20 protein-coding genes, 2 tRNA genes and 1 pseudogene are annotated in these 20,996 nt (G+C 71.8%); 17 read left to right on the top strand and 6 right to left on the bottom strand.

What is annotated here, in order from left to right; all coding sequences use genetic code 11:
* The first annotated feature begins 22 nt into the window (after positions 1-22).
* The 8 genes from recF (at position 23) to IE287_RS27345 (ending at position 9,761) form a co-directional block, all read left to right on the top strand.
* On the top strand, positions 23-1,144 hold the full coding sequence (recF, locus tag IE287_RS27375) for a DNA replication/repair protein RecF (RefSeq protein ID WP_189851880.1): 1,122 nt from the start codon (positions 23-25) through the stop codon (positions 1,142-1,144).
* Complete coding sequence (locus tag IE287_RS27370; RefSeq protein ID WP_189851879.1) at positions 1,141-1,701, top strand: DciA family protein; 561 nt, start codon at positions 1,141-1,143, stop codon at positions 1,699-1,701. The genes recF and IE287_RS27370 overlap by 4 nt, the downstream gene beginning before the upstream one ends.
* 520 nt (positions 1,702-2,221) lie before the next feature.
* Positions 2,222-4,252, top strand: a complete 2,031-nt coding sequence (gyrB, locus tag IE287_RS27365) for a DNA topoisomerase (ATP-hydrolyzing) subunit B (RefSeq protein ID WP_189851878.1) — start codon at positions 2,222-2,224, stop codon at positions 4,250-4,252.
* Positions 4,253-4,293: 41 nt separating this feature from the next.
* Positions 4,294-6,897, top strand: a complete 2,604-nt coding sequence (gyrA, locus tag IE287_RS27360) for a DNA gyrase subunit A (RefSeq protein WP_189851877.1) — start codon at positions 4,294-4,296, stop codon at positions 6,895-6,897.
* 105 nt (positions 6,898-7,002) lie between these two features.
* Positions 7,003-7,575, top strand: a complete 573-nt coding sequence (locus IE287_RS27355) for a DUF3566 domain-containing protein (protein ID WP_189851876.1) — start codon at positions 7,003-7,005, stop codon at positions 7,573-7,575.
* A 122-nt stretch (positions 7,576-7,697) separates the two neighbouring features.
* Positions 7,698-7,771: transfer RNA gene (locus IE287_RS27350), tRNA-Ile, on the top strand.
* Between the two features lie 211 nt (positions 7,772-7,982).
* Entirely contained in the window at positions 7,983-8,117 is a 135-nt protein-coding gene (locus IE287_RS38780) for a DLW-39 family protein (protein WP_208809277.1), read from the top strand.
* Between the two features lie 306 nt (positions 8,118-8,423).
* Positions 8,424-9,761, top strand: a complete 1,338-nt coding sequence (locus tag IE287_RS27345; protein ID WP_229883778.1) for a hypothetical protein — start codon at positions 8,424-8,426, stop codon at positions 9,759-9,761.
* 38 nt (positions 9,762-9,799) lie between these two features.
* On the opposite strand, the gene IE287_RS27340 is transcribed toward IE287_RS27345, so the two are convergent.
* Both IE287_RS27340 and IE287_RS27335 read right to left on the bottom strand, forming a co-directional pair.
* Complete coding sequence (locus tag IE287_RS27340) at positions 9,800-11,104, bottom strand: serine/threonine-protein kinase (protein ID WP_189851875.1); 1,305 nt, start codon at positions 11,102-11,104, stop codon at positions 9,800-9,802.
* A gap of 93 nt (positions 11,105-11,197) precedes the next feature.
* Positions 11,198-11,749 (bottom strand): helix-turn-helix domain-containing protein, encoded by a 552-nt coding sequence (locus tag IE287_RS27335; protein ID WP_189851874.1) that lies wholly within the window; start codon positions 11,747-11,749, stop codon positions 11,198-11,200.
* A 128-nt stretch (positions 11,750-11,877) separates the two neighbouring features.
* Here IE287_RS27335 and IE287_RS27330 point away from each other — a divergent pair.
* Positions 11,878-11,950: transfer RNA gene (locus IE287_RS27330), tRNA-Ala, on the top strand.
* Between the two features lie 70 nt (positions 11,951-12,020).
* On the opposite strand, the gene IE287_RS27325 is transcribed toward IE287_RS27330, so the two are convergent.
* Both IE287_RS27325 and IE287_RS27320 read right to left on the bottom strand, forming a co-directional pair.
* Positions 12,021-12,449, bottom strand: coding sequence for a hypothetical protein (locus tag IE287_RS27325; protein WP_189851873.1), 429 nt, complete (start codon positions 12,447-12,449; stop codon positions 12,021-12,023).
* A 29-nt stretch (positions 12,450-12,478) separates the two neighbouring features.
* Positions 12,479-13,378 (bottom strand): RNA polymerase sigma-70 factor, encoded by a 900-nt coding sequence (locus IE287_RS27320; RefSeq protein WP_189851872.1) that lies wholly within the window; start codon positions 13,376-13,378, stop codon positions 12,479-12,481.
* A gap of 427 nt (positions 13,379-13,805) precedes the next feature.
* Here IE287_RS27320 and IE287_RS27315 point away from each other — a divergent pair, with 427 nt between their 5' ends.
* Together IE287_RS27315 and IE287_RS27310 are read left to right on the top strand one after the other, a co-directional pair.
* Positions 13,806-14,912: an acyltransferase family protein gene (locus tag IE287_RS27315; protein ID WP_229883777.1), complete on the top strand. Its 1,107-nt coding sequence runs from the start codon at positions 13,806-13,808 to the stop codon at positions 14,910-14,912.
* A gap of 213 nt (positions 14,913-15,125) precedes the next feature.
* Positions 15,126-15,482 (top strand): DUF6344 domain-containing protein, encoded by a 357-nt coding sequence (locus tag IE287_RS27310; protein ID WP_189851871.1) that lies wholly within the window; start codon positions 15,126-15,128, stop codon positions 15,480-15,482.
* Between the two features lie 63 nt (positions 15,483-15,545).
* On the opposite strand, the gene IE287_RS27305 is transcribed toward IE287_RS27310, so the two are convergent.
* Entirely contained in the window at positions 15,546-16,310 is a 765-nt protein-coding gene (locus IE287_RS27305; RefSeq protein ID WP_189851870.1) for a DUF5324 family protein, read from the bottom strand.
* Between the two features lie 231 nt (positions 16,311-16,541).
* On the opposite strand from IE287_RS27305, the gene IE287_RS27300 reads away from it, so the two are divergent.
* Positions 16,542-17,060, top strand: a complete 519-nt coding sequence (locus IE287_RS27300) for a peptidylprolyl isomerase (RefSeq protein ID WP_189851972.1) — start codon at positions 16,542-16,544, stop codon at positions 17,058-17,060.
* Between the two features lie 23 nt (positions 17,061-17,083).
* Complete coding sequence (locus IE287_RS27295) at positions 17,084-17,950, top strand: rhomboid family intramembrane serine protease (protein ID WP_189851869.1); 867 nt, start codon at positions 17,084-17,086, stop codon at positions 17,948-17,950.
* A gap of 303 nt (positions 17,951-18,253) precedes the next feature.
* Here the strand turns inward: IE287_RS27295 and crgA are convergent, their stop codons facing one another.
* Entirely contained in the window at positions 18,254-18,508 is a 255-nt protein-coding gene (crgA, locus tag IE287_RS27290) for a cell division protein CrgA (RefSeq protein ID WP_031003056.1), read from the bottom strand.
* A 140-nt stretch (positions 18,509-18,648) separates the two neighbouring features.
* Between crgA and IE287_RS27285 the strand changes: the two genes are divergently transcribed.
* The 4 genes and pseudogenes from IE287_RS27285 to IE287_RS27270 all read left to right on the top strand — a co-directional run.
* Complete coding sequence (locus tag IE287_RS27285; protein ID WP_189851868.1) at positions 18,649-19,428, top strand: DUF881 domain-containing protein; 780 nt, start codon at positions 18,649-18,651, stop codon at positions 19,426-19,428.
* Between the two features lie 103 nt (positions 19,429-19,531).
* A complete protein-coding gene (locus tag IE287_RS27280) occupies positions 19,532-19,693 on the top strand; it encodes a hypothetical protein (protein WP_189851867.1) in 162 nt (53 codons plus the stop codon).
* A complete protein-coding gene (locus tag IE287_RS27275) occupies positions 19,690-20,328 on the top strand; it encodes an aminodeoxychorismate/anthranilate synthase component II (RefSeq protein ID WP_189851866.1) in 639 nt (212 codons plus the stop codon). Before IE287_RS27280 ends, IE287_RS27275 begins: the two co-directional genes overlap by 4 nt.
* Positions 20,325-20,996: pseudogene (locus IE287_RS27270) on the top strand (hypothetical protein); the annotation flags it as partial. The gene IE287_RS27275 and the pseudogene IE287_RS27270, both read left to right, overlap by 4 nt.

Below are 20,996 nucleotides of genomic sequence, written 5' to 3'. Positions count from 1 at the left end.
CCGGGGGAAGGCCGGCGCCACCATGCACGTCACGCATCTCTCGCTGGCCGACTTCCGCTCGTACGCCCGGGCCGAGGTGTCCCTCGACCCGGGCGTCACCGCGTTCGTCGGGGCGAACGGCCAGGGAAAGACCAACCTCGTCGAGGCCGTCGGCTATCTCGCCACCCTCGGCAGCCACCGCGTCGCCTCGGACGCCCCGCTGGTGCGGATGGGCGCCGAGCGGGCCGTCATCAGGGCCGCCGTCACCCAGGGCGAACGCTCCCAGCTGGTCGAGCTGGAGCTCAACCCGGGCCGCGCCAACCGCGCCCGCATCAACAGGTCCTCGCAGGTCAGGCCGCGTGACGTGCTCGGCATCGTGCGGACCGTGCTCTTCGCGCCCGAGGACCTGTCGCTGATCAAGGGCGACCCCGGCGAGCGCCGGCGCTTCCTCGACGAGCTGATCACGGCGCGCGCGCCGCGCATGGCGGGCGTGCGGTCCGACTACGAGCGCGTCCTGAAGCAGCGCAACACCCTGCTGAAGTCCGCCGCCATGGCCCGCCGCCACGGCGGCCGGGGCATGGACCTGTCCACCCTGGACGTCTGGGACCAGCACCTGGCCCGGGCCGGCGCCGAACTGCTCGCCCAGCGGCTCGACCTCGTCCACACCCTCCAGCCGCTCGCGGACAAGGCGTACGAACAGCTCGCCCCCGGCGGCGGACCGATTCTGCTGGAGTACCGCCCCTCCGCCCCCGGCACCGGACACACCCGCGAGGAGCTGTACGAGCAGCTGATCGCCGCCCTCGCCGAGGCCCGCAAGCAGGAGATCGAGCGCGGCGTCACCCTCGTCGGCCCGCACCGCGACGAGCTGCTGCTCCGCCTCGGCGACCTGCCGGCCAAGGGGTACGCGAGCCACGGCGAGTCCTGGTCGTACGCCCTGGCGCTCCGCCTCGCCTCGTACGACCTGCTGCGCTCCGAGGGCAACGAGCCGGTGCTCGTCCTCGACGACGTCTTCGCCGAGCTGGACGCCCGCCGGCGCGAGCGCCTCGCGCAGCTGGTGGCCCACGGCGAGCAGGTCCTGGTGACGGCGGCGGTCGACGACGACGTGCCGGACGTGCTGGCCGGAACGAGGTACGCGGTGTCCGGAGGGACGGTGGAACGCGTATGAGCGGTACCGGAGAAACTTCCCCACAGCCTGTGGACAAGCCCGCGGCCCCCGAACCCTCGGGCGTGGACCTCGCCCGGGTCGCGCTGCGCGCCGCCAAGGAACAGGCACGCGCGCGCGGGGCGGCCGCCCAGGAGAAGAAGCAGGCCAGGCGCGGCGGCGGCCTGCGCTCCGGCGCGCGCTCCGACGGGCGCGACCCCATGGCGCTCGGCTCCGCGATCAACCGGCTGCTCGCCGAGCGCGGCTGGGAGACGCCGGCCGCCGTCGGCGGGGTCATGGGCCGCTGGCCGCAGATCGTCGGCGAGGACCTCGCGAAGCACTGCGTCCCGGTGAAGTACGAGGACGAGCCCGACGCGCGCGTGCTGACCGTCCAGTGCGACTCGACCGCGTGGGCCACGCAGCTGCGGCTGCTCGCGCCCACGCTGGTCGCCCGGCTCAACGAGGACCTCGGGCACGGGACGGTCCGGCTGATCAAGGTGCTCGGGCCCGGCGCGGGACAGCGCCGCTACGGGCCGCTGCGGGCGCCCGGCTCCGTGGGCCCCGGGGACACGTACGGCTGAGACCCGCGCGGGCGCGCGGGGCGCCGGTGCCGCGTGCCCGACCGGGCCGGGCGCCGGGGCACGGGCCCGAACGGTCCGGGCGCCGGGACGCGGGGCGCCGTGCCCGCCCGTTCCTCCCCCCCCCGAGGGCCCCGAGGGCCCCGAGGGCCCCGAAGAGACCGGGAAGTCCGACCAGAGACTCCGAGAAGTCCGGCCGGGGCCCCGAAAGTCCGGCCCGGGACCCCCGGAAGTCCGGCCGGGACCCCGGCGGAACGCGTGCCGCGGCGGGGCGGGACGCACGCCCCCGGCCGGAGGCGACTACGGGTCACCGCCCGAAGCGCTAGGTGGCCGTCAGGGGCCCCTGGAGACCCTGTCCGGATATGGGGAGTCGTCTCGGGGGCGCTCAGGGCGGCACATGCGCATTCAGGTACCCGCAAACCCCCATGACTGTCGGTGGTACCGGTAGACTGGAAGACAATCCCGCCTTACTGCGGAACTGTCGAACGACGCAGCCGGCTCCCCTATGCCCGGAGCACGGCCTGTGCTGTGCCAGAAAGGGCGCTTCGTGGCCGATTCCGGCAACCCCAACGAGAACACTCAGTACACCGCCAGCAACATCCAGGTCCTGGAGGGCCTGGATGCGGTGCGCAAGCGCCCCGGTATGTACATCGGCTCGACCGGCGAGCGCGGCCTGCACCACATGGTCCAGGAGGTCGTCGACAACTCGGTCGACGAGGCCCTGGCCGGCCACGCGGACACCATCGACGTGACGATCCTGCCCGACGGCGGCGTGCGCGTCGTCGACAACGGGCGCGGCATCCCCGTCGGCATCGTCGAGTCCGAGGGCAAGCCGGCCGTCGAGGTCGTGCTGACGGTCCTCCACGCGGGCGGCAAGTTCGGCGGCGGCGGCTACGCGGTCTCCGGCGGTCTGCACGGCGTCGGCGTCTCCGTCGTCAACGCCCTCTCCACCAAGGTCTCGGTGGAGATCAAGACCGACGGCCACCGCTGGACCCAGGACTACAAGATGGGCGCCCCCACCGCGCCCCTCGCGCAGCACGAGGAGACCGAGGAGACCGGCACCTCGGTCACCTTCTGGTCCGACCCGGACATCTTCGAGACGACCGAGTACTCCTTCGAGACGCTCTCGCGCCGCTTCCAGGAGATGGCCTTCCTCAACAAGGGTCTGACGATCACGCTCACCGACGAGCGCGACTCCGCCAAGGCCACCGTCGGCGCCGACGACCCGGACGCCGAGGCCGCCGCCGAGCCGGCCGCGCGCACGGTGACGTACCACTACGAGGGCGGCATCGTCGACTTCGTGAAGTACCTCAACTCGCGCAAGGGCGAGCTGATCAACCCGACCGTCATCGACATCGAGGCCGAGGACAAGGAGCGCCTGCTCTCCGCCGAGATCGCGATGCAGTGGAACTCGTCGTACAGCGAGGGCGTGTACTCCTTCGCCAACACGATCCACACCCACGAGGGCGGTACCCACGAGGAGGGCTTCCGCGCCGCGCTGACGACGCTCGTCAACAAGTACGCGCGCGAGAAGAAGCTGCTCCGCGAGAAGGACGACAACCTCACCGGCGACGACATCCGCGAGGGTCTGACCGCGATCATCTCGATCAAGATCGGCGAGCCGCAGTTCGAGGGCCAGACCAAGACGAAGCTCGGCAACACCGAGGCGAAGACCTTCGTCCAGAAGGTCGTGCACGAGCACCTGACGGACTGGTTCGACCGGAACCCGAACGAGGCCGCGGACATCATCCGCAAGGGCATCCAGGCCGCCACCGCGCGCGTGGCCGCCCGCAAGGCCCGCGACCTCACCCGCCGCAAGGGCCTCCTGGAGTCGGCGTCCCTCCCGGGCAAGCTCTCCGACTGCCAGTCGAACGACCCGACGAAGTGCGAGATCTTCATCGTCGAGGGCGACTCCGCCGGCGGCTCCGCCAAGTCCGGCCGGAACCCGATGTACCAGGCCATCCTGCCGATCCGCGGCAAGATCCTGAACGTCGAGAAGGCCCGGATCGACAAGATCCTCCAGAACACCGAGGTCCAGGCGCTGATCTCGGCCTTCGGCACCGGGGTCCACGAGGACTTCGACATCGAGAAGCTCCGCTATCACAAGATCATCCTGATGGCGGACGCCGACGTCGACGGCCAGCACATCAACACCCTGCTGCTGACCTTCCTCTTCCGCTTCATGCGGCCGCTGATCGAGCACGGGCACGTGTACCTCTCCCGCCCGCCGCTCTACAAGATCAAGTGGGGCCGGGACGACTTCGAGTACGCCTACTCGGACCGCGAGCGCGACGCGCTGGTCGAGCTGGGCAAGCAGAACGGCAAGCGGATCCGCGAGGACTCGATCCAGCGCTTCAAGGGTCTCGGCGAGATGAACGCCGAGGAGCTGCGCGTCACCACCATGGACGTCGAGCACCGCGTGCTCGGCCAGGTCACCCTGGACGACGCCGCCCAGGCCGACGACCTGTTCTCGGTGCTGATGGGCGAGGACGTCGAGGCACGGCGCTCCTTCATCCAGCGCAACGCCAAGGACGTTCGCTTCCTCGACATCTGAGTCGGTCCCAGCTGACCGTACGAAAGGACTGACGACCAGCAATGGCCGACGAGAACCCCCCCGTGACCACCGAAGAAGAAGAGCCGGTGCTGCGCATCGAGCCCGTCGGGCTCGAGACCGAGATGCAGCGCTCGTACCTCGACTACGCGATGTCCGTCATCGTGTCCCGCGCGCTGCCCGACGTCCGCGACGGCCTCAAGCCCGTCCACCGGCGCGTGCTGTACGCGATGTACGACGGCGGCTACCGGCCCGAGAAGGGCTTCTACAAGTGCGCCCGCGTCGTCGGCGACGTCATGGGCACGTACCACCCGCACGGCGACTCCTCGATCTACGACGCGCTCGTCCGCCTGGCCCAGCCGTGGTCGATGCGGATGCCGCTCGTCGACTCCAACGGCAACTTCGGCTCCCCGGGCAACGACCCGGCCGCCGCCATGCGCTACACCGAGTGCAAGATGGCGCCGCTGTCGATGGAGATGGTCCGCGACATCGACGAGGAGACCGTCGACTTCACGGACAACTACGACGGCCGCAACCAGGAGCCGACGGTCCTCCCGGCCCGTTTCCCCAACCTCCTGGTCAACGGCTCCGCCGGCATCGCGGTCGGCATGGCGACCAACATCCCGCCGCACAACCTCCGCGAGGTCGCCGAGGGCGCCCAGTGGTACCTGGCCCACCCCGAGGCCAGCCACGAGGAGCTCCTCGACGCGCTCATCGAGCGGATCAAGGGCCCCGACTTCCCGACCGGCGCGCTCGTCGTCGGCCGCAAGGGCATCGAGGAGGCGTACCGCACCGGCCGCGGCTCCATCACGATGCGCGCGGTCGTCGAGGTCGAGGAGATCCAGAACCGCCAGTGCCTGGTGGTCACGGAGCTGCCGTACCAGACCAACCCGGACAACCTCGCGCAGAAGATCGCCGACCTGGTGAAGGACGGCAAGATCGGCGGCATCGCCGACGTCCGCGACGAGACCTCGTCCCGGACCGGCCAGCGCCTGGTGATCGTGCTCAAGCGCGACGCCGTCGCCAAGGTCGTCCTGAACAACCTGTACAAGCACACCGACCTCCAGACGAACTTCGGCGCCAACATGCTGGCGCTCGTCGACGGCGTGCCGCGCACCCTCTCGCTGGACGCGTTCATCCGCCACTGGGTGACGCACCAGATCGAGGTCATCGTCCGCCGGACGAAGTTCCGGCTGCGCAAGGCCGAGGAGCGCGCCCACATCCTGCGCGGCCTCCTCAAGGCCCTCGACGCGATCGACGAGGTCATCGCCCTCATCCGCCGCAGCGAGACGGTCGAGGTGGCCCGCGAGGGCCTCATGGGGCTCCTCCTGATCGACGAGATCCAGGCCAACGCGATCCTGGAGATGCAGCTCCGCCGCCTCGCCGCCCTGGAGCGCCAGAAGATCATCGCCGAGCACGACGAGCTCCAGGCGAAGATCAACGAGTACAACGCGATCCTCGCCTCGCCGGAGAAGCAGCGGACCATCGTCAGCGAGGAACTGGCCGCGCTCGTCGACAAGTTCGGCGACGACCGCCGCTCCAAGCTGGTGCCCTTCGACGGTGACATGTCCATCGAGGACCTCATCGCCGAGGAGGACATCGTCGTCACCATCACGCGTGGCGGCTACGTGAAGCGGACGAAGACCGAGGACTACCGCTCGCAGAAGCGCGGCGGCAAGGGCGTGCGCGGGACGAAGCTGAAGCAGGACGACATCGTCGACCACTTCTTCGTCTCCACCACCCACCACTGGCTGCTCTTCTTCACCAACAAGGGCCGGGTCTACCGGGCCAAGGCGTACGAGCTGCCGGACGCCGGCCGCGACGCGCGCGGCCAGCACGTGGCCAACCTGCTGGCCTTCCAGCCGGACGAGCAGATCGCCCAGATCCTGGCGATCCGCGACTACGAGGCGGCCCCGTACCTGGTCCTCGCCACCCGCTCCGGCCTGGTGAAGAAGACCGCGCTGAAGGACTACGACTCCCCGCGCTCCGGCGGCGTCATCGCCATCAACCTGCGCGAGCGGGACAACGGCGCCGAAGGCGTCGCCGACGAGCTGATCGGCGCCGAGCTGGCCTCCGCCGAGGACGACCTGCTGCTGATCTCCAAGAAGGCGCAGTCGATCCGCTTCACCGCCACGGACGACGCGCTGCGCCCGATGGGCCGCGCCACTTCGGGTGTCAAGGGCATGAGTTTCCGCGAGGACGACGAACTGCTCTCGATGAATGTCGTCCGGCCCGGTACGTTCGTCTTCACCGCGACGGACGGCGGATACGCCAAGCGCACCCCCGTCGACGAGTACCGCGTCCAGGGTCGCGGCGGCCTCGGCATCAAGGCCGCCAAGATCGTGGAGGACCGGGGCTCGCTCGTGGGCGCGCTGGTGGTCGAGGAGACCGACGAGATCCTCGCCATCACGCTGTCCGGCGGTGTGATTCGCACGCGAGTCAACGAAGTCAGGGAGACCGGCCGTGACACCATGGGCGTCCAGCTGATCAACCTGGGCAAGCGCGATGCCGTCGTCGGCATCGCACGGAACGCCGAGGCCGGCGGCGAGGACGAAGAGGTCGACGACGCCGAGGGTGCCATCGAGGCATCCGAGGCCGAGGCATCGGTCGAGGGCACGGAGCCTGCGACCGGGGATCACGAGGAGTAGAGCGTGAGTGGAGCCACGGGCGCCGGATCGGCGGCCGCCGGAGCTTCTGCAGGTGCCGGAGCGCACGGCGCCCGTGGCTCGGCCACGGACTCCCAGGGGGTTGCGGTGACGGACACTCGGGGGCAGCAGCCCCCCTACCAGGGCTACAACGGCGCTCTGCCCGGCGAGCGCCCCGCGGCGCAGCCGGCGGGCGCCTACCACCCGCCGAGGGCCTACGAGGGCCCTCAGGGCGGCGGCCACACCCAGGGCGGCGGCCAGTCCGCCTCCGCGGTGCGGCGGCCCCGGACGGGCGCGCGGACGACCCCGCGCACCCGCAAGGCACGGCTGCGGGTGGCGAAGGCCGACCCGTGGTCGGTCATGAAGGTGAGCTTCCTGCTCTCCATCGCGCTGGGCATCTGCACGGTCGTCGCGGCGGCCGTGCTGTGGATGGTCATGGACGCCATGGGCGTCTTCTCGACCGTCGGCGGGACGATCAGCGAGGCGACGGGCTCGAACGAGTCCAACGGCTTCGACCTGCAGTCCTTCCTGTCGCTGCCGCGGGTCCTCATGTTCACCTCGGTCATCGCGGTGATCGACGTGGTCCTGATGACCGCCCTGGCGACGCTCGGCGCGTTCATCTACAACCTGTCCGCCGGCTTCGTCGGCGGCGTCGAGCTCACGCTGGCCGAGGACGAGTAGGGCGCGGGGGGCCGGTCCCGCGGGACCGGCCCGGGCCTCCGGCCCGGGCGATTTTGGGACTGGCCCCCACGTGCGCTAATGTTCAGGAGTCAGCGCGCGGGACACACACCGCAAAGCGCGGCGGGGCTATAGCTCAGTTGGTTAGAGCGCATCCCTGATAAGGATGAGGCCACAGGTTCAAATCCTGTTAGCCCCACACATCGAGAAGGACCCCCGACCGGTTACGGTCGGGGGTCCTTCCGCGTTCGGGTCTTCGGACCCGCTACAGGCCGCGCCGGGCGGTTGCTCCGTCCGGGTCGATCCCGGGGCGTCAGGTTTGGCGCCCGCACAGGTCACCGATCGGTATCGGTCGATGTGTAGAGTGGGCGTTGGAAGTCTCCTACGTCAACGAAAGACGAGGTCGCGCGGTGAAGAAGCTGCTCCTGGTCGCACTGGCCGCCATCGGCGGGCTCCTCGTGTACCGCCAGATCCAGGCGGATCGCGCCGAGCAGGACCTGTGGACGGAGGCGACCGACTCCGTGCCGTCCGGCTCCGGTGTCTGAGACCCGCCCCATCTGAAACCGAGATCCCGGCCGCGCCCCGCGCGGCCGGGATCTCGGCGTTTCCGGGTCCGTCCCACGGGCCGCGGGCCCGGCCCACCGGGGGGGAACCGTTCGCTTGCTCCCGCGAAGCCGGTGCCCGGGCGGCGGTTACGTGGAGATTCTGCGCACGTCGGCGGCGGACCTCCCGGGCCGGGGCGAATCCGCCCCCGGTGCGGACACCGGGGCCGCGAGCCGGGCAGGATGGTCCGGCACGGCGGCCCCGGGCGGCCGGGCGGCGCGGGTGACGGAGACGACGAGGGGAAGCGCGTGAGCACGCAGGCGGGGGCCACGGCCGGCGACGGGACCGGACGCCGGGGAAGGACCGCGGCCAGGACGCGGAGGATCGCGGCGCTGCTCACGGCCGCCGCGGCGGTGGGCACGCTCACGGCCCTGCCCGCGCGGGCCGACGGGACCGCGGCGCTCCCCCCGTACGCCTTCGACCCCGGGGCCCAACGGATCCAGGGGGCCGCCTCCAGCGCCGACGCGCGGGTGCTGGAGCCGGGGAGGACCTACCGGGACACCCTGAAGAAGGACGGCAAGGTCTACTACCGGCTCGACCTGGACGTGAAGAGGAACGCGTACGTCTCGGCCGTCGCCGTCCCCAAGCCGGGCGGGAAGGCCGCGTACGGCGACGGCTTCCGGATCGCGATCCAGGACGGCTCCGGCACCGAGTGCGGCTACCAGGAGGTCAACTTCGCCTCCGGCGACCACGTCCGGCCGCTGACCGGCTACGCGCGCCGGATCGTCGACCCGGACGCCTCCGGCTGCCAGGACGCCGGCACGTACTACGTGCTCGTGGAGCGGGAGTCGGACGCGGCCTCCGCCGCCGACGACTGGGAGCTGGAGCTCCAGCACGTCTCCGAGCCGCTGCTGAGCAAGGCCGGACCGGACGAGCTGCCCGACTCCTGGCCCTCGGGGACGCCCGCGCCGCCCACCGGCGGGCCCACGGTCCGCCAGGGCGGGGACGGCTTCCACGCCGCCGTCTCGCTCCGGAGCGGCGAGTGGCGGGCGGACATCCTGCCCGGCCAGACGCTCTTCTGGCGGGTTCCGGTCGACTGGGGCCAGCAGCTCTTCGCCACCGCCGAGCTGGGCAGCAGCAGCACCGGCGACGAGCTGGTCGGCAACGCGCTCGCGCTCGGCCTCGACAACCCGGCGCGCGGCTACGTCGACCTCCAGACCGTCGGCTACAGCGGCAAGCAGGCCACCGCGGCCCTCGCCCCGCAGCGCCCGGTCGCCCACGAGAACCGCTCCTCGTACGAGACCGCGACGAGCGGCATGCGCTTCGCCGGCTGGTACTACCTCACCGCCACGCTCAGCCCGGAGATCGCCCGGGAGTACGGCGACAAGGCGGTGCCGCTCACGCTGAGGGTCACCGTCAGGGGCGACCGGAAGCCCGGTCCCGGCTACGACGGCGATCCGGGCGTCTTCCAGGTGACCGCCGACGACGACAAGGCCGCGGAGAACGGCCTCACGGGCGGCGGGGACGGGACCGACGGCACCATGGTCGCCCTGGCCGCGGGCGGCCTCGGCCTCGGCACCGTCCTGCTCGCCGGCCTCGGCGCGTGGACCCTGCTGGCCCGCCGCCGCACGCCCGCCGGCCACTAGGGCCGCGCGGAAGGCCTCCCGGGGCCGGACCGGGGCCCTCAGAGCCGGGTCAGCGCCCAGAAGCCGACCGCGAGCGACACCAGCGCCAGCAGCAGCACCGGGACCGCCACCTTCGGGGGCGGTCCCGGACGCCGTCCGGGCACCGCCACCGGGGCCGTGGGGCCGTGGGGGCCGGGCATCCCGGCGGGCTGGGAGGCGTACGGGTGGGCGGCGGCGTACGGATGCGTCGGGGCGGTCGGCGGGGAGAGGTGGAAGCTGCCGGTCCCGGAGGGTGCGGGCACCTCCTGGTACGGCTGCCGGTACGGGTTCCGCAGAGGATCCCCGTACCCCTGGGCAGCCGGAGCCGGAGCCGGAGCCGGAACAGGAGCAGGAGCAGGAGCGGGCGGTGCGGGGGCGGCGGCCGGGGCCGGCGGGGCGGCCGGGGCGTTCCCGGGCGGCGGCGGGGCGTCCCGGACCGGGCGGGCGGCCGGGCCCCCGGGGCCGAAACCGGCGGGCAGCGGACCGAGCTGGTCGACGATCTCGACCGTCTCCTCGCCGCCCTCCGGCTCGGGCAGCATCTCCACGGCGGCGCTCAGCGCCTTCCGCACGCCCGTGGCCGTCCGGAAGCGGGCCTGCGGATCGGGCTGGAGCAGCCCGGCGAGGACCTGCCACAGCGGCTCGGGGACGCTCGCCGGCGCCGGCGGGGTGCCGTGGTTCACGAAGTGCTCCACGAGGGCCCGGGAGTCCGGCCGGGTGCCGTGCAGCAGATAGAGGGCGACCAGCCCGACGGCGTACAGGTCCGCCGTGAAGTCGGGCTCGGCTCCCATGAGTTGCTCGGGCGCGAAGTAACCGGGCGTGCCCACCACGTAGTTGGTCTCGGTGAGCCGGGGTTCGCCCTTGCGCATCGAGATGCCGAAGTCCGAGAGGCGCAGGTGCGGACGGCCCGTGCCGGTGGCCTCCATCAGGATGTTGGCCGGCTTGATGTCCCGGTGGACGACGCCCTCCGCGTGCACCGTCGCCAGCCCGGACAGCAGCTGGTCGAGCAGGGTGCAGACATAGCGAGGCGGCAGCGCCCCGTAGGCGCCGACGACGTGGGCGAGCGAGCCGCCCGCGACCAGGTCCATGGTGAAGAGGACCTGGTCGTCGTCGGCGGCCCAGCTGGCCGGGGCGAGGACGTGCGGGTGGTCGATCCGCAGCGCCTGTTCCCGGACGAAGCGGAGCAGCGTGTGGGCGTCGCTCTGCTGGAGCACCTTGGCCGCCACGTAGCGGCGGCGGCGGTGGTCCCAGGCGCGCCAGACCGCGCCCGCCCCGCCCCGCCCGATCGGATCGATCAGCTCGTACCTGCCGGCGAAGACCTCACCCATCGCGCTGCGCCCGCTCCCCGTCGTCGTCGGTCGTCCGTCATCGATCGTCCGTCACCGGTCACCGTCATCGGTCACCGGTCGTGCGCGACCGCGTCAGTTCTGGTGCGACTCGTAGTGGGCGACCGCGTCGGCGGTGCGCCCGGCGCCGTACACCCGCAGGAACTCTGCCAGTTCCGGGTGGGCGGGGGCGAGGGAGTCGGCGGCGTCGATGATGTCGCCGGCGGCGGCCACGGAGCGCAGCAGCGACTGGATCTCGCGGACCACGCGGCGCACGGTCGGGGCGCCGGAGCCGTGGGTGGTCTGCCCGTTGGTGCCGGTCAGGACGGAGCCGCCCTGGGACTTCTTGATCTCGTCCATGCGGTCGGTGGCCTCGGCGGCGCTGACGCTGCCGTCGGCGACCTGCACGGCGAGCTCCTGGAGGGCCTGGACGCGCTGGACCACGGCCGGGTTGCCGATCTTGGCCCGCTGGCCGCTCATGAGCTGGGAGAGCATGGGCGCGGACAGTCCGAGCACGGCGGCCAGCCGGGCCTGATTGAGCCCGAGGTCGTCGATCAGCCGGCGGAAGAGCGCCCCCAGCGGCTCCCCGTACCAACTGCGCTGAAGCTCTCTGGCTCTTGCCGTGGCTTCCTGCTGCGCTGCGTCCATCACTTCTCCCCATCCCTGCGGTTCGCCACTGCGAACCTCGGTCAGCATCTTACGGAGCGTGGTCGTCCACCGGGAGTCCCCACCTTTTGCCCGGGACAGGGGGAGAACCGGTACGCTGTCCTCGTTCCGGGGCCTTAGCTCAGTTGGTAGAGCGCTGTCTTTGCATGGCAGATGTCAGGGGTTCGACTCCCCTAGGCTCCACCGGACGAAGAAGCCCCTCCGGACCGCGGGAACGCGGTCCGGAGGGGCTTCTCGCCGTTCGGGGCCGGGGTCAGGCCGTCCGGACGGCCTCGCGGGACGGCCGGGGCTCCGCCGACGCGGTCAGGACGCGGACCAGGTCCAGGGTGCCGAGGACGACCATGACGACGCCCAGCGGCACGTGGAGCGCCGGCAGGTGGGCGATGCCCAGGGCGACCTGGACCGACGCGAGGACGAGCAGGCCGGAGGCGTACAGGACGGGCCGGGGGCTGCCGCCTCCCGGGCGCCAGGCGACGATCGCGGCCACCAGGTAGAGCATCGAGGCGCCGTACATCACGCGGGAGCCGACGTCGTGGAGCAGCGCGCCCTGCGGGGAGACGAGCAGGGCGCCGGCGGTGCCCGCCTGGAAGAAGAGGGCCAGGGCCTGCAGGGCGACCGCGGCCCTGACGGTCTTCCGGTGCGCGGTGCCGGGCCGTGCGGTCGGCGTGGTCCGTCCGGTCATCTCGGGGTCCTTTCCTGCGGCGGGTCGGGTCAGCGGAGTGTCAGGGCGGTCGCGGCCAGGGCGTGGCCGAGCTTCTCGGGGTTGCGGACGTAGTAGAGGCCGCTGATCAGGCCGTTCTCGACGCGGATCGCCATGACCCCGTCCATCTCCCCGTCGACGTGCACGGCGAGCGCCGGGGCGCCGTTGACGACGGTGGGCTCGGTGGTGACCGTGACGTTCTCCCTGAGGGAGCCGCCCAGGTAGAAGCGGGTCACCTTGTCGGCGCCGACGATCGGGCGGAGCGCGGCGCGCTTGATGCCGCCGCCGTCGCTGACGAGGACGATGTCGGGGGCGAGCAGGTCGAGGAAGTCCTGCGGATCGCGGGTCTCCAGCGCCCGCCGGAAGGACTCCACGACGGCCCGTGCCTCGCGCGCGGAGACCGTGGTGCGGGGACGGCGGGCGTCGACGTGCCGGCGGGCGCGGTGCGCGATCTGGCGGACGGCGGCCGGGGTCTTGTCGACGGCCGTCGCGATCTCGTCGTACCCCACCTCGAAGACCTCGCGGAGGACGAAGACGGCCCGCTCGGTCGGGGTGAGGGTCTCCAGGACCAGCATCATCGCCATCGACACGGACTCGGTGAGCTCGACGTCCTCGGCCACGTCCGGGGTGGTGAGCAGCGGTTCGGGCAGCCACGGGCCGACGTACGACTCCCGGCGGCGCTGCACGGTCCGGAGCCGGTTGAGCGCCTGGCGGGTGGTGATCCGCACGAGGTACGCCCGCCGGTCGCGGACCTGCTCCAGGTCGACGCCGGTCCAGCGGAGCCAGGTCTCCTGGAGGACGTCCTCGGCGTCGGCCGCGGAGCCGAGCATCTCGTAGGCCACCGTGAAGAGCAGGTTGCGGTGGGCGACGAAGCTCTCGGTCGCCGGGTCCGTGCCGTGTGCGCTGGTCATGCTTCCGTCTTCTCCCCGTCGTGGCGTGCGTGGTCTGCGTGGTGTGGCGGGCGTCACGGTCGCGTCGGCGCGCCCGGTGGGCCGGTCGGCCGCCGTGACCCCGGCGTACCCGTCGCCGATCACGGCCGCCCCGGTGTTCCCGCCCATGTGTCTCCTCCGTCTTCCGCCGTGCGTCTTCAGGGTTCCGGCCTCAAGACACCGGGCGGGGCCCGGTTGTGACGAGGTGTGATGCGCCTCACTTCAGGAGGTGGAGAATGTTCGGAAGTCGACCGATTTAGTGTCTGTTTCCGATAAAGCATGAGTGTTGAATCACGCAACATGAACGTTGTGAGGAGCCTGTGTGACACCTAAGCTCGGCTTCCACCGTGCCGTACTCCTGCCACTCTGAGGTGTGCATGGCACATTCCGAGGGTGGGGATCGATCCAAGTGGCGAAGCTCGACGAAGCCGTACTGTCCGCGGACCGAATAGGCCGGCACGAGCCCCGACTGGCCCAGCCGTCCGCGACGCGACGCCGAGGCCGCCTGTACGTACTCGACGGCCTGCGCCTGGGCGCCGCGCTCATGGTGGTCGCCTACCACTACACGGCGATCGGCGCCGCCCCGTGGAACAAGCCCGCCTCGGACGTCTTCCCCGAGGTCTCCCGCTTCACCGGCTACGGCTACCTCGGCGTTCAGCTCTTCTTCGTGATCAGCGGCTTCGTCATCTGCATGAGCGCCTGGGGCCGGCCGCTGAAGGCGTTCTTCGTCTCCCGCGTCGTGCGGCTCTACCCGGCCTACTGGGTCGCGGTGATCGCGACCACGGTCACGCTCGCCGTGATCCCCGGCGAGCGGCAGCGCCTCGCCTGGCACGACGTCCTCACCAACCTGACGATGCTCCAGGAGCCCCTCGGGGTCAGGCCCGTCGACGCGGTCTACTGGACGCTCTTCGCGGAGCTCCGCTTCTACCTGCTCTTCGCGGTCCTCGTCTGGGTCGGCCTGACCTACCAGCGCGTGATCCTCTTCTGCTGCGTCTGGGGGGCGGCCACGATCCTCCTCGCCCCGGCCGAGCCGGGACCGCTGCGGACGCTGGTCATGCCCGAGTACAGCTGGTTCTTCATCGCGGGCATGGCGTTCTACCTGATGTACCGCTTCCGCCCGAACCTGCTGCTCTTCGGCATCGTCGGCGTCTCCTTCTGCGCCTCCCTCGCGCCCTCCATCGAGAAGTTCCGGCACATCCCCCGCATCGGGGAGCAGGAGAGCTGGCCCGTGGTCGCGATCCTCGCGGTCATCTTCGGACTCATGTCCCTGATCGCGACCGGGAAGCTGTCCGGCGTCCAGTGGAAGTGGCTGCCGGTCGCGGGGGCGCTGACCTACCCCCTCTACCTGCTGCACGAGTTCATCGGCTGGGAGATCATCGGCCACTTCGCGCCCCGCGGCATCGACCCGTGGGTGCTCGTCGGCGCGACCACCGCCGGCATGCTGGTGCTGTCGTACCTGGTCTACAAGCTGGTCGAGACGCCGCTGAGCCGCTACCTCAAGAGCAGGCTCAGCTAGGCCACGGTCCGACCGCGGCGTCCGGGCACTGGTCCGGACGGGTGGTGTTCATCGGAAGAACTGCGCGGCGACGGCGTCGCTCCGCCGTATCCGAGGGCCCGTACAGATCATGAGGAAGGTATGCAAAGCGTGCAACCCGACAGGGACCGTCCGGGAAGCGCGCGGAGCCTCTGTACGCGCCCGTAGAACGCCGCACCGCGAAAGTGAGGGGCCATGGCCACCGCCAAGGTCAAGCAGTTCTGGACCGCCTTCATCTCCGTCCTCTTCGCCCTGCTCGCCTCCGTCGGCCTCACGGCCCCGGCCGCCGCCCGGGGCCAGGCCCCGGTGACCCAGCCCGAGGAGCCGGCCGCGCCGGCCGCCCCGGCCGCCGCCGAGCGCACCGGGTCCGTCGTCGCAGCGAGGCGGGCGGAGCCGTGGGCACCCGTCCGGCAGGGCTCGCTGCCGCCCACCATCAAGCAGCGGATCGGTGCCGAGGCGCACGGCTCCTCGCCCTCGGTCCGGCACTCCCGCGCGGCCGCTCCGCTCGCGAGCGACCCGGCCGCGCTGACCGACCTGGCGCTCGCCGCCTAGGGTGCGGGAGAACACTCCCTCCCGGCACCCCGGCCCGTCCGGCACGGTCGGAGGGACCCCGGATCAGCGGCGCTCGTCGGGCTCCGCGGAATCGATCTCCTTGTCCACCTCGATCCCGGACTCCTTCTCGACCTCGATCCCGGACTCCTTGTCCACCTCGGTCCCGGACTCCGCGACCACCTCCGTACCGGCCTCGGCCTCCGCGCCCGTGAAGACGTCCGACGCGGACGGCACGCCCGAGCCCTCGTCCACCTCCGTGGGAGCCGGCGGCTCGACCAGCCAGTCGGGATTGGCCTGCCTGTCCCACCACCTCCAGGCGACGAACGCGCCGCCGACCAGCACGCCGAGCACGGCGAGCCCCTTGACGAGACGCCCGGCCCTGGCCCGGCGCTCCTGCTTCCTCACGATCTTCCGGATGTCGTCCGGCGTCACCTGACCGCGCAGCGCGGCCCAGGCGGCAACAGAACGAGCCCCGGCCTCCTCCACCACGGGAGTGGTCGCGGCGACCGCGCTCTCCACGCGCGGGACGGTGTAGTCGGCCACCTGATGGGCGGCCGAGCGGGTCCGGGCCGCGGCGACACGCGCGGCGTCGTCGACCCGCGGCGGCACGTGCGGCGCCACGTGGGCGGCGTACTGCACCCGGGCCTGCGCGCGCGCCTGCCGAGCGGCGCTCGACACCTTGGGTGCGAGCCGCACCCGCGCCTCGTGCGCATAGCGCGCGGCCTGGTCCTTGGCCGTGCCGGCGTACGGCGCCACCACGTCCGCGGCGTGCAGGACGCTCTCCTTCGCCGAATCCGTAGCAGCGCGCACGCTGTCCATGCGAGTCACGGGTTCCTCCTCCTCGGTGGCGAGCGGTATCGGTTTTTCACCTTTCCATCCTTTTCGGCATCATGCCTGCCGGAGCGGGGTCCGGCATGCGGGGCGGGCATCCGGGGCACGCGGGGCGTGCGGGCGGCCCGTGCGGGGCATGCGAGGATCGAGGCGCCAGAGCCGAGGGAGCGTGAGCGGATCCGCTCCGCGGCGTGACGCACGACCAGGGAGGGAAGGCGGACCGTGGCCATGCCGTACGCGATCCTCAAGACCAGCGCCGGCGACATCGAGGTGCGCCTGATGCCGTTCCACGCGCCGAAGACGGTGCGCAACTTCGTCGAGCTCGCCTCGGGCGGGCGCGAGTGGACCCACCCGGCCACCGGCGCGGTCTCCACGGACCCGCTCTACGACGGCACGGTCTTCCACCGGGTCATCGGCGACTTCATGATCCAGGGCGGCGACCCGCTGGGGACGGGCACGGGCGGCCCCGGGTACGAGTTCGCCGACGAGTTCCACCCCGAGCTGTGGTTCGACCGGCCCTACCTGCTGGCGATGGCCAACGCCGGGCCGGGCACCAACGGCTCGCAGTTCTTCATCACGGTCGGCCCCGCGACCTGGCTGAACCGCAAGCACACCATCTTCGGCGAGGTCGTGGACCCGAAGAGCCGGGCCGTCGTCGACGGCATCGCGGGAGTCCCCACCGACGCGCAGACCCAGCGGCCGCTGACGGACGTCGTGGTCGAGTCCGTGGTGATCGAGCAGCGCTGACCGGGACGAAGGGGGACCCGCCCATGGACGCGCAGTCCGGACTGCCGCACTGCTACCGCCATCCCGGCACCGAGACGGGCATCCGCTGCACCCGCTGCGAGAAGCCGATCTGCCCGCAGTGCATGATCTCCGCCTCCGTCGGCTTCCAGTGCCCCGACTGCGTCCGCAGCGGCTCGGGCACCGGGCACGGGGCCGGCGCCAACCAGGCCAGGACGCTCGCGGGCGGCCGGGTCAGGACCGACGACCGGCTGGTCACCAAGATCCTCATCGGGATCAACGTGCTGGTCTACGTCTTCGTGCTGATCGGCGGCGACCGGTTCGTCGACGAGTTCGTGCTGATCGGGTACGCGTACAACCCGCTGCTCGGCGAGGTCGTCGGGGTCGCGGACGGCGAGTGGTACCGGCTGCTCACCTCCACGGTCCTGCACCAGGAGCCGTGGCACATCCTCTTCAACCTGCTCGGCCTGTGGGTGATCGGCGGGATCGTCGAGCCCGAGCTGGGCCGGTCCCGGTACGCGCTGCTGTGCCTGCTGTCGGGCCTGTCCGGCTCGGTGCTCGCCTATGTGGTCGCCGCCCCGAACCAGCCCTCCCTCGGGGCCTCGGGGGTCGTCTACGGCCTGATCGGCGCGTGGGCGGTGCTGGCCCGCCGGAGGCGCCAGGACATGGGCCCCGTGGCCCTCTTCGTGGCGCTGTCCCTGGTGATGACGTTCACCCGTCCGGGCATCTCCTGGGAGGCGCACGTGGGCGGCCTGGTGGCCGGCGTCCTGGTGACGTACGCGCTCGTGCAGGCGCCCCGGGCCCGCCGGGGACTGATCCAGTACGGCGCCTGTGGACTGCTGCTGCTGATCGACCTCGGCGTCGTGACGGCCCGGACGCTGGCGCTCACCTGAGCGCGTAGACCTGTGGACGAGCTGGGGATGCGAGCTTTCCCCAGAGTTATCCACAGAGGGTGGCAGTTTCTCCCCACCCCTCGGGGTGTGACGGAGCCCCCTACCTCTGAGCTGGGATTTCTCCCGAGAGGCAGGGGGCTTCGGTCGATTCCGAGAAGCTCTCCGCAGTCATACCGGCGTCAACCCGGCGTGAGTTATCCACAGATCTTCGTAAGTTATCCAGTGCTGTGCACAACGCTGTGGATAAACTCTGGGGTGAGCTTGACGGCGGGCGTACGGAGCCGCTACGCGCCGCTAAGACGCTCACTTCCACTGCGTGGACACACCGAACCCGGCGGCGATGAAGCCGAAGCCGACCACGATGTTCCAGTTCCGGATCGACTCGATCGGAAGCGAACCGTCGGTGACGTAGAAGACCACGATCCACACCAGACCGATGGCGAACAGGGCCAGCATCACCGGAGCGACCCAGCTGCGGTTCGTCAGCTTGATGGTGGCGGCCTGCTTCGCCGGCGGGGGCGTGTAGTCGGCCTTCTTGCGGATACGTGACTTCGGCACGAGGGACTCTCCTGTCGATGCGCTGCGTGACCGCGCAGGGAACTGTGGCTGTCGCCGGGATGTGACGTAGCAGGTCGACTGCGCCCCCCGGGCGTCCGTTAGCGTAGTGGTTCCGCGGCGCAGAAGGGGATCAGGGTACGTTGAGCAATTCCGCCGACACTCCGGGCGAACCCCCCGCCGGGCCGGGACGCGCCACCGGATGGCGCCCCGTCCGGCTGCTGACCCTCGCCGTCTTCGCCCTCGCCGGGCTGCTCTTCGTCACGAGCTTCAACACCGCCAAGGGCACCAACATCCGCACGGACGCCTCCCTGCTGAGGCTCTCCGACCTCATCGAGGAACGCAGCCACAAGAACGCCGGCCTCGACGAGACCACCGCCGCCCTGCGCGGCGAGGTCGACTCCCTCGCCGCCCGCGACGACGGCTCCACCGCCGCCGAGGACGCCCGCCTGAAGGCGCTGGAGACCACCGCGGGCACCACCGAGGTCTCCGGCTCCGGCCTCACCGTCACCCTCGACGACGCCCCGCCCGGCGCCCAGGCCGCCCCCGGCTACCCCGAGCCGCAGGCCAACGACCTGGTCATCCACCAGCAGGACCTCCAGGCCGTCGTCAACGCCCTCTGGGCGGGCGGTGCCGAGGGCATCCGCGTCATGGACCAGCGGCTCATCTCGACCAGCGCGGTCCGCTGCGTCGGCAACACCCTCATCCTCCAGGGCCGCGTCTACTCGCCCCCGTACAAGATCACCGCGGTCGGCGACCGGGGGAAGCTGGACAAGGCCCTCGCCGACTCCCCGGCGCTCCAGAACTACCAGCTCTACGTGAAGGCCTACGGGCTCGGCTGGAAGGTCGACGACCACAAGAAGGTGACCCTGCCCGGCTACACCGGCGCGGTCGACCTGCACCACGCGAAGCCCGCCGCCTAGGACCGCCCCGGCCCGCCCGTCCACAGGCTTCGGACAGCCTGCCCCCGACGGAGCCGTCGCCCCGTACTCTGGTGCCCGTAACGAACGGAAGGGGCGCGACGTCATGTACGGATGGATCTGGCGGCATCTGCCGGGCAACGCGTTCGTGCGCGCGGTGATCTCGCTCGCGCTGGCGCTCGGGGTCGTCTACGTCCTCTTCCAGTACGTGTTCCCCTGGGCGGAGCCTCTGCTTCCGTTCAACGACGTGACGGTGGACGGCCAGTGAGCGCGCGAATTCTCGTCGTCGACAACTACGACAGCTTTGTCTTCAACCTCGTCCAGTACCTCTACCAGCTGGGCGCCGAGTGCGAGGTGCTCCGCAACGACGAGGTGGAGCTGAGCCACGCCCAGGACGGCTTCGACGGCGTGCTGCTGTCACCCGGTCCCGGCGCCCCCGAGCAGGCGGGCGTCTGCATCGACATGGTGCGGCACTGCGCCGCCACCGGGGTCCCCGTCTTCGGCGTCTGCCTCGGCATGCAGTCGATGGCCGTGGCCTACGGCGGCGTCGTCGACCGGGCCCCCGAGCTGCTGCACGGCAAGACCTCGCCGGTCGTCCACGGGGGCAAGGGCGTCTTCGCCGGCCTCCCCTCGCCGTTCACGGCCACCCGCTACCACTCGCTGGCCGCCGAGCCGTCCGTCCTGCCGGCCGAGCTCGAAGTGACCGCGCGGACCGAGGACGGCATCATCATGGGCCTCCGCCACCGGGAACTGCCCGTCGAGGGCGTGCAGTTCCACCCCGAGTCGGTCCTGACCGAGCACGGCCACCTGATGCTCGCCAACTGGCTGGAGCAGTGCGGCGACAAGGGAGCGGTCGGCCGCTCCGCGGGGCTCGCGCCGGTGGTGGGCAAGGCCGTCGCGTGACCACGGGCTCGCCGTGGTTCCGGGACTCCGAGCACCCCGGCACCGAGCCGATACCGCAGGAGCACGGACCCCAGCCGTACGAGCAGAGCCCGTACGGCTACGAGCAGCAGGACCCGTACCCGTACCCGTACCCGGCGGAGCCGTCGTACGGGACCGAGGCCGGCCCGGCGTACGGGACCGGGACCGGCCCGGCGTACGGGACCGGGCGCGAGGCCGGGTACGGCGCCGGGACCGGATACGGCTACGACCCGGCGGCCCCGGCCCCCGGGGCACCCGCCCCGGGCCGCGACCCGGCCGCCCCCGCCTACGAGGCTCCGGCGCCGGTCCACGAGGCCCCCGCCCCCGCCTACGAGGCCCCCGCGCCGGTGCGCGAGGCGCCGCGGCGTCGGCGGGCGCCCCGGGAGGCCGTCCACGAGCCCATACGCGAGCCGTACGGGGCCGGGGAGACCCGGGAGCTCCCCCAGGTCGCGGAGGAGGCTCCACGGCCCGTGGAGGGCCTCTCCGGACCGGGCCGGGCCGAGCGGCGCCGGGCCGCCGCCAAGCAGGGCCGGGGGAAGGGCCGCAGGGGTGCGGAGCGTCCGGCCGGTACCGCCACCGGCGCGGGGGCGGCCGCGGGACGGCCGCTGTCACGGGTGGAGGCCCGCCGGGCCGCCCGGGAGGCCAAGGCC

Source organism: Streptomyces omiyaensis (assembly GCF_014650895.1).
In the GTDB taxonomy this organism is placed as follows: domain Bacteria; phylum Actinomycetota; class Actinomycetes; order Streptomycetales; family Streptomycetaceae; genus Streptomyces; species Streptomyces omiyaensis.
This window is presented reverse-complemented; position numbering and strand designations above follow the sequence as displayed.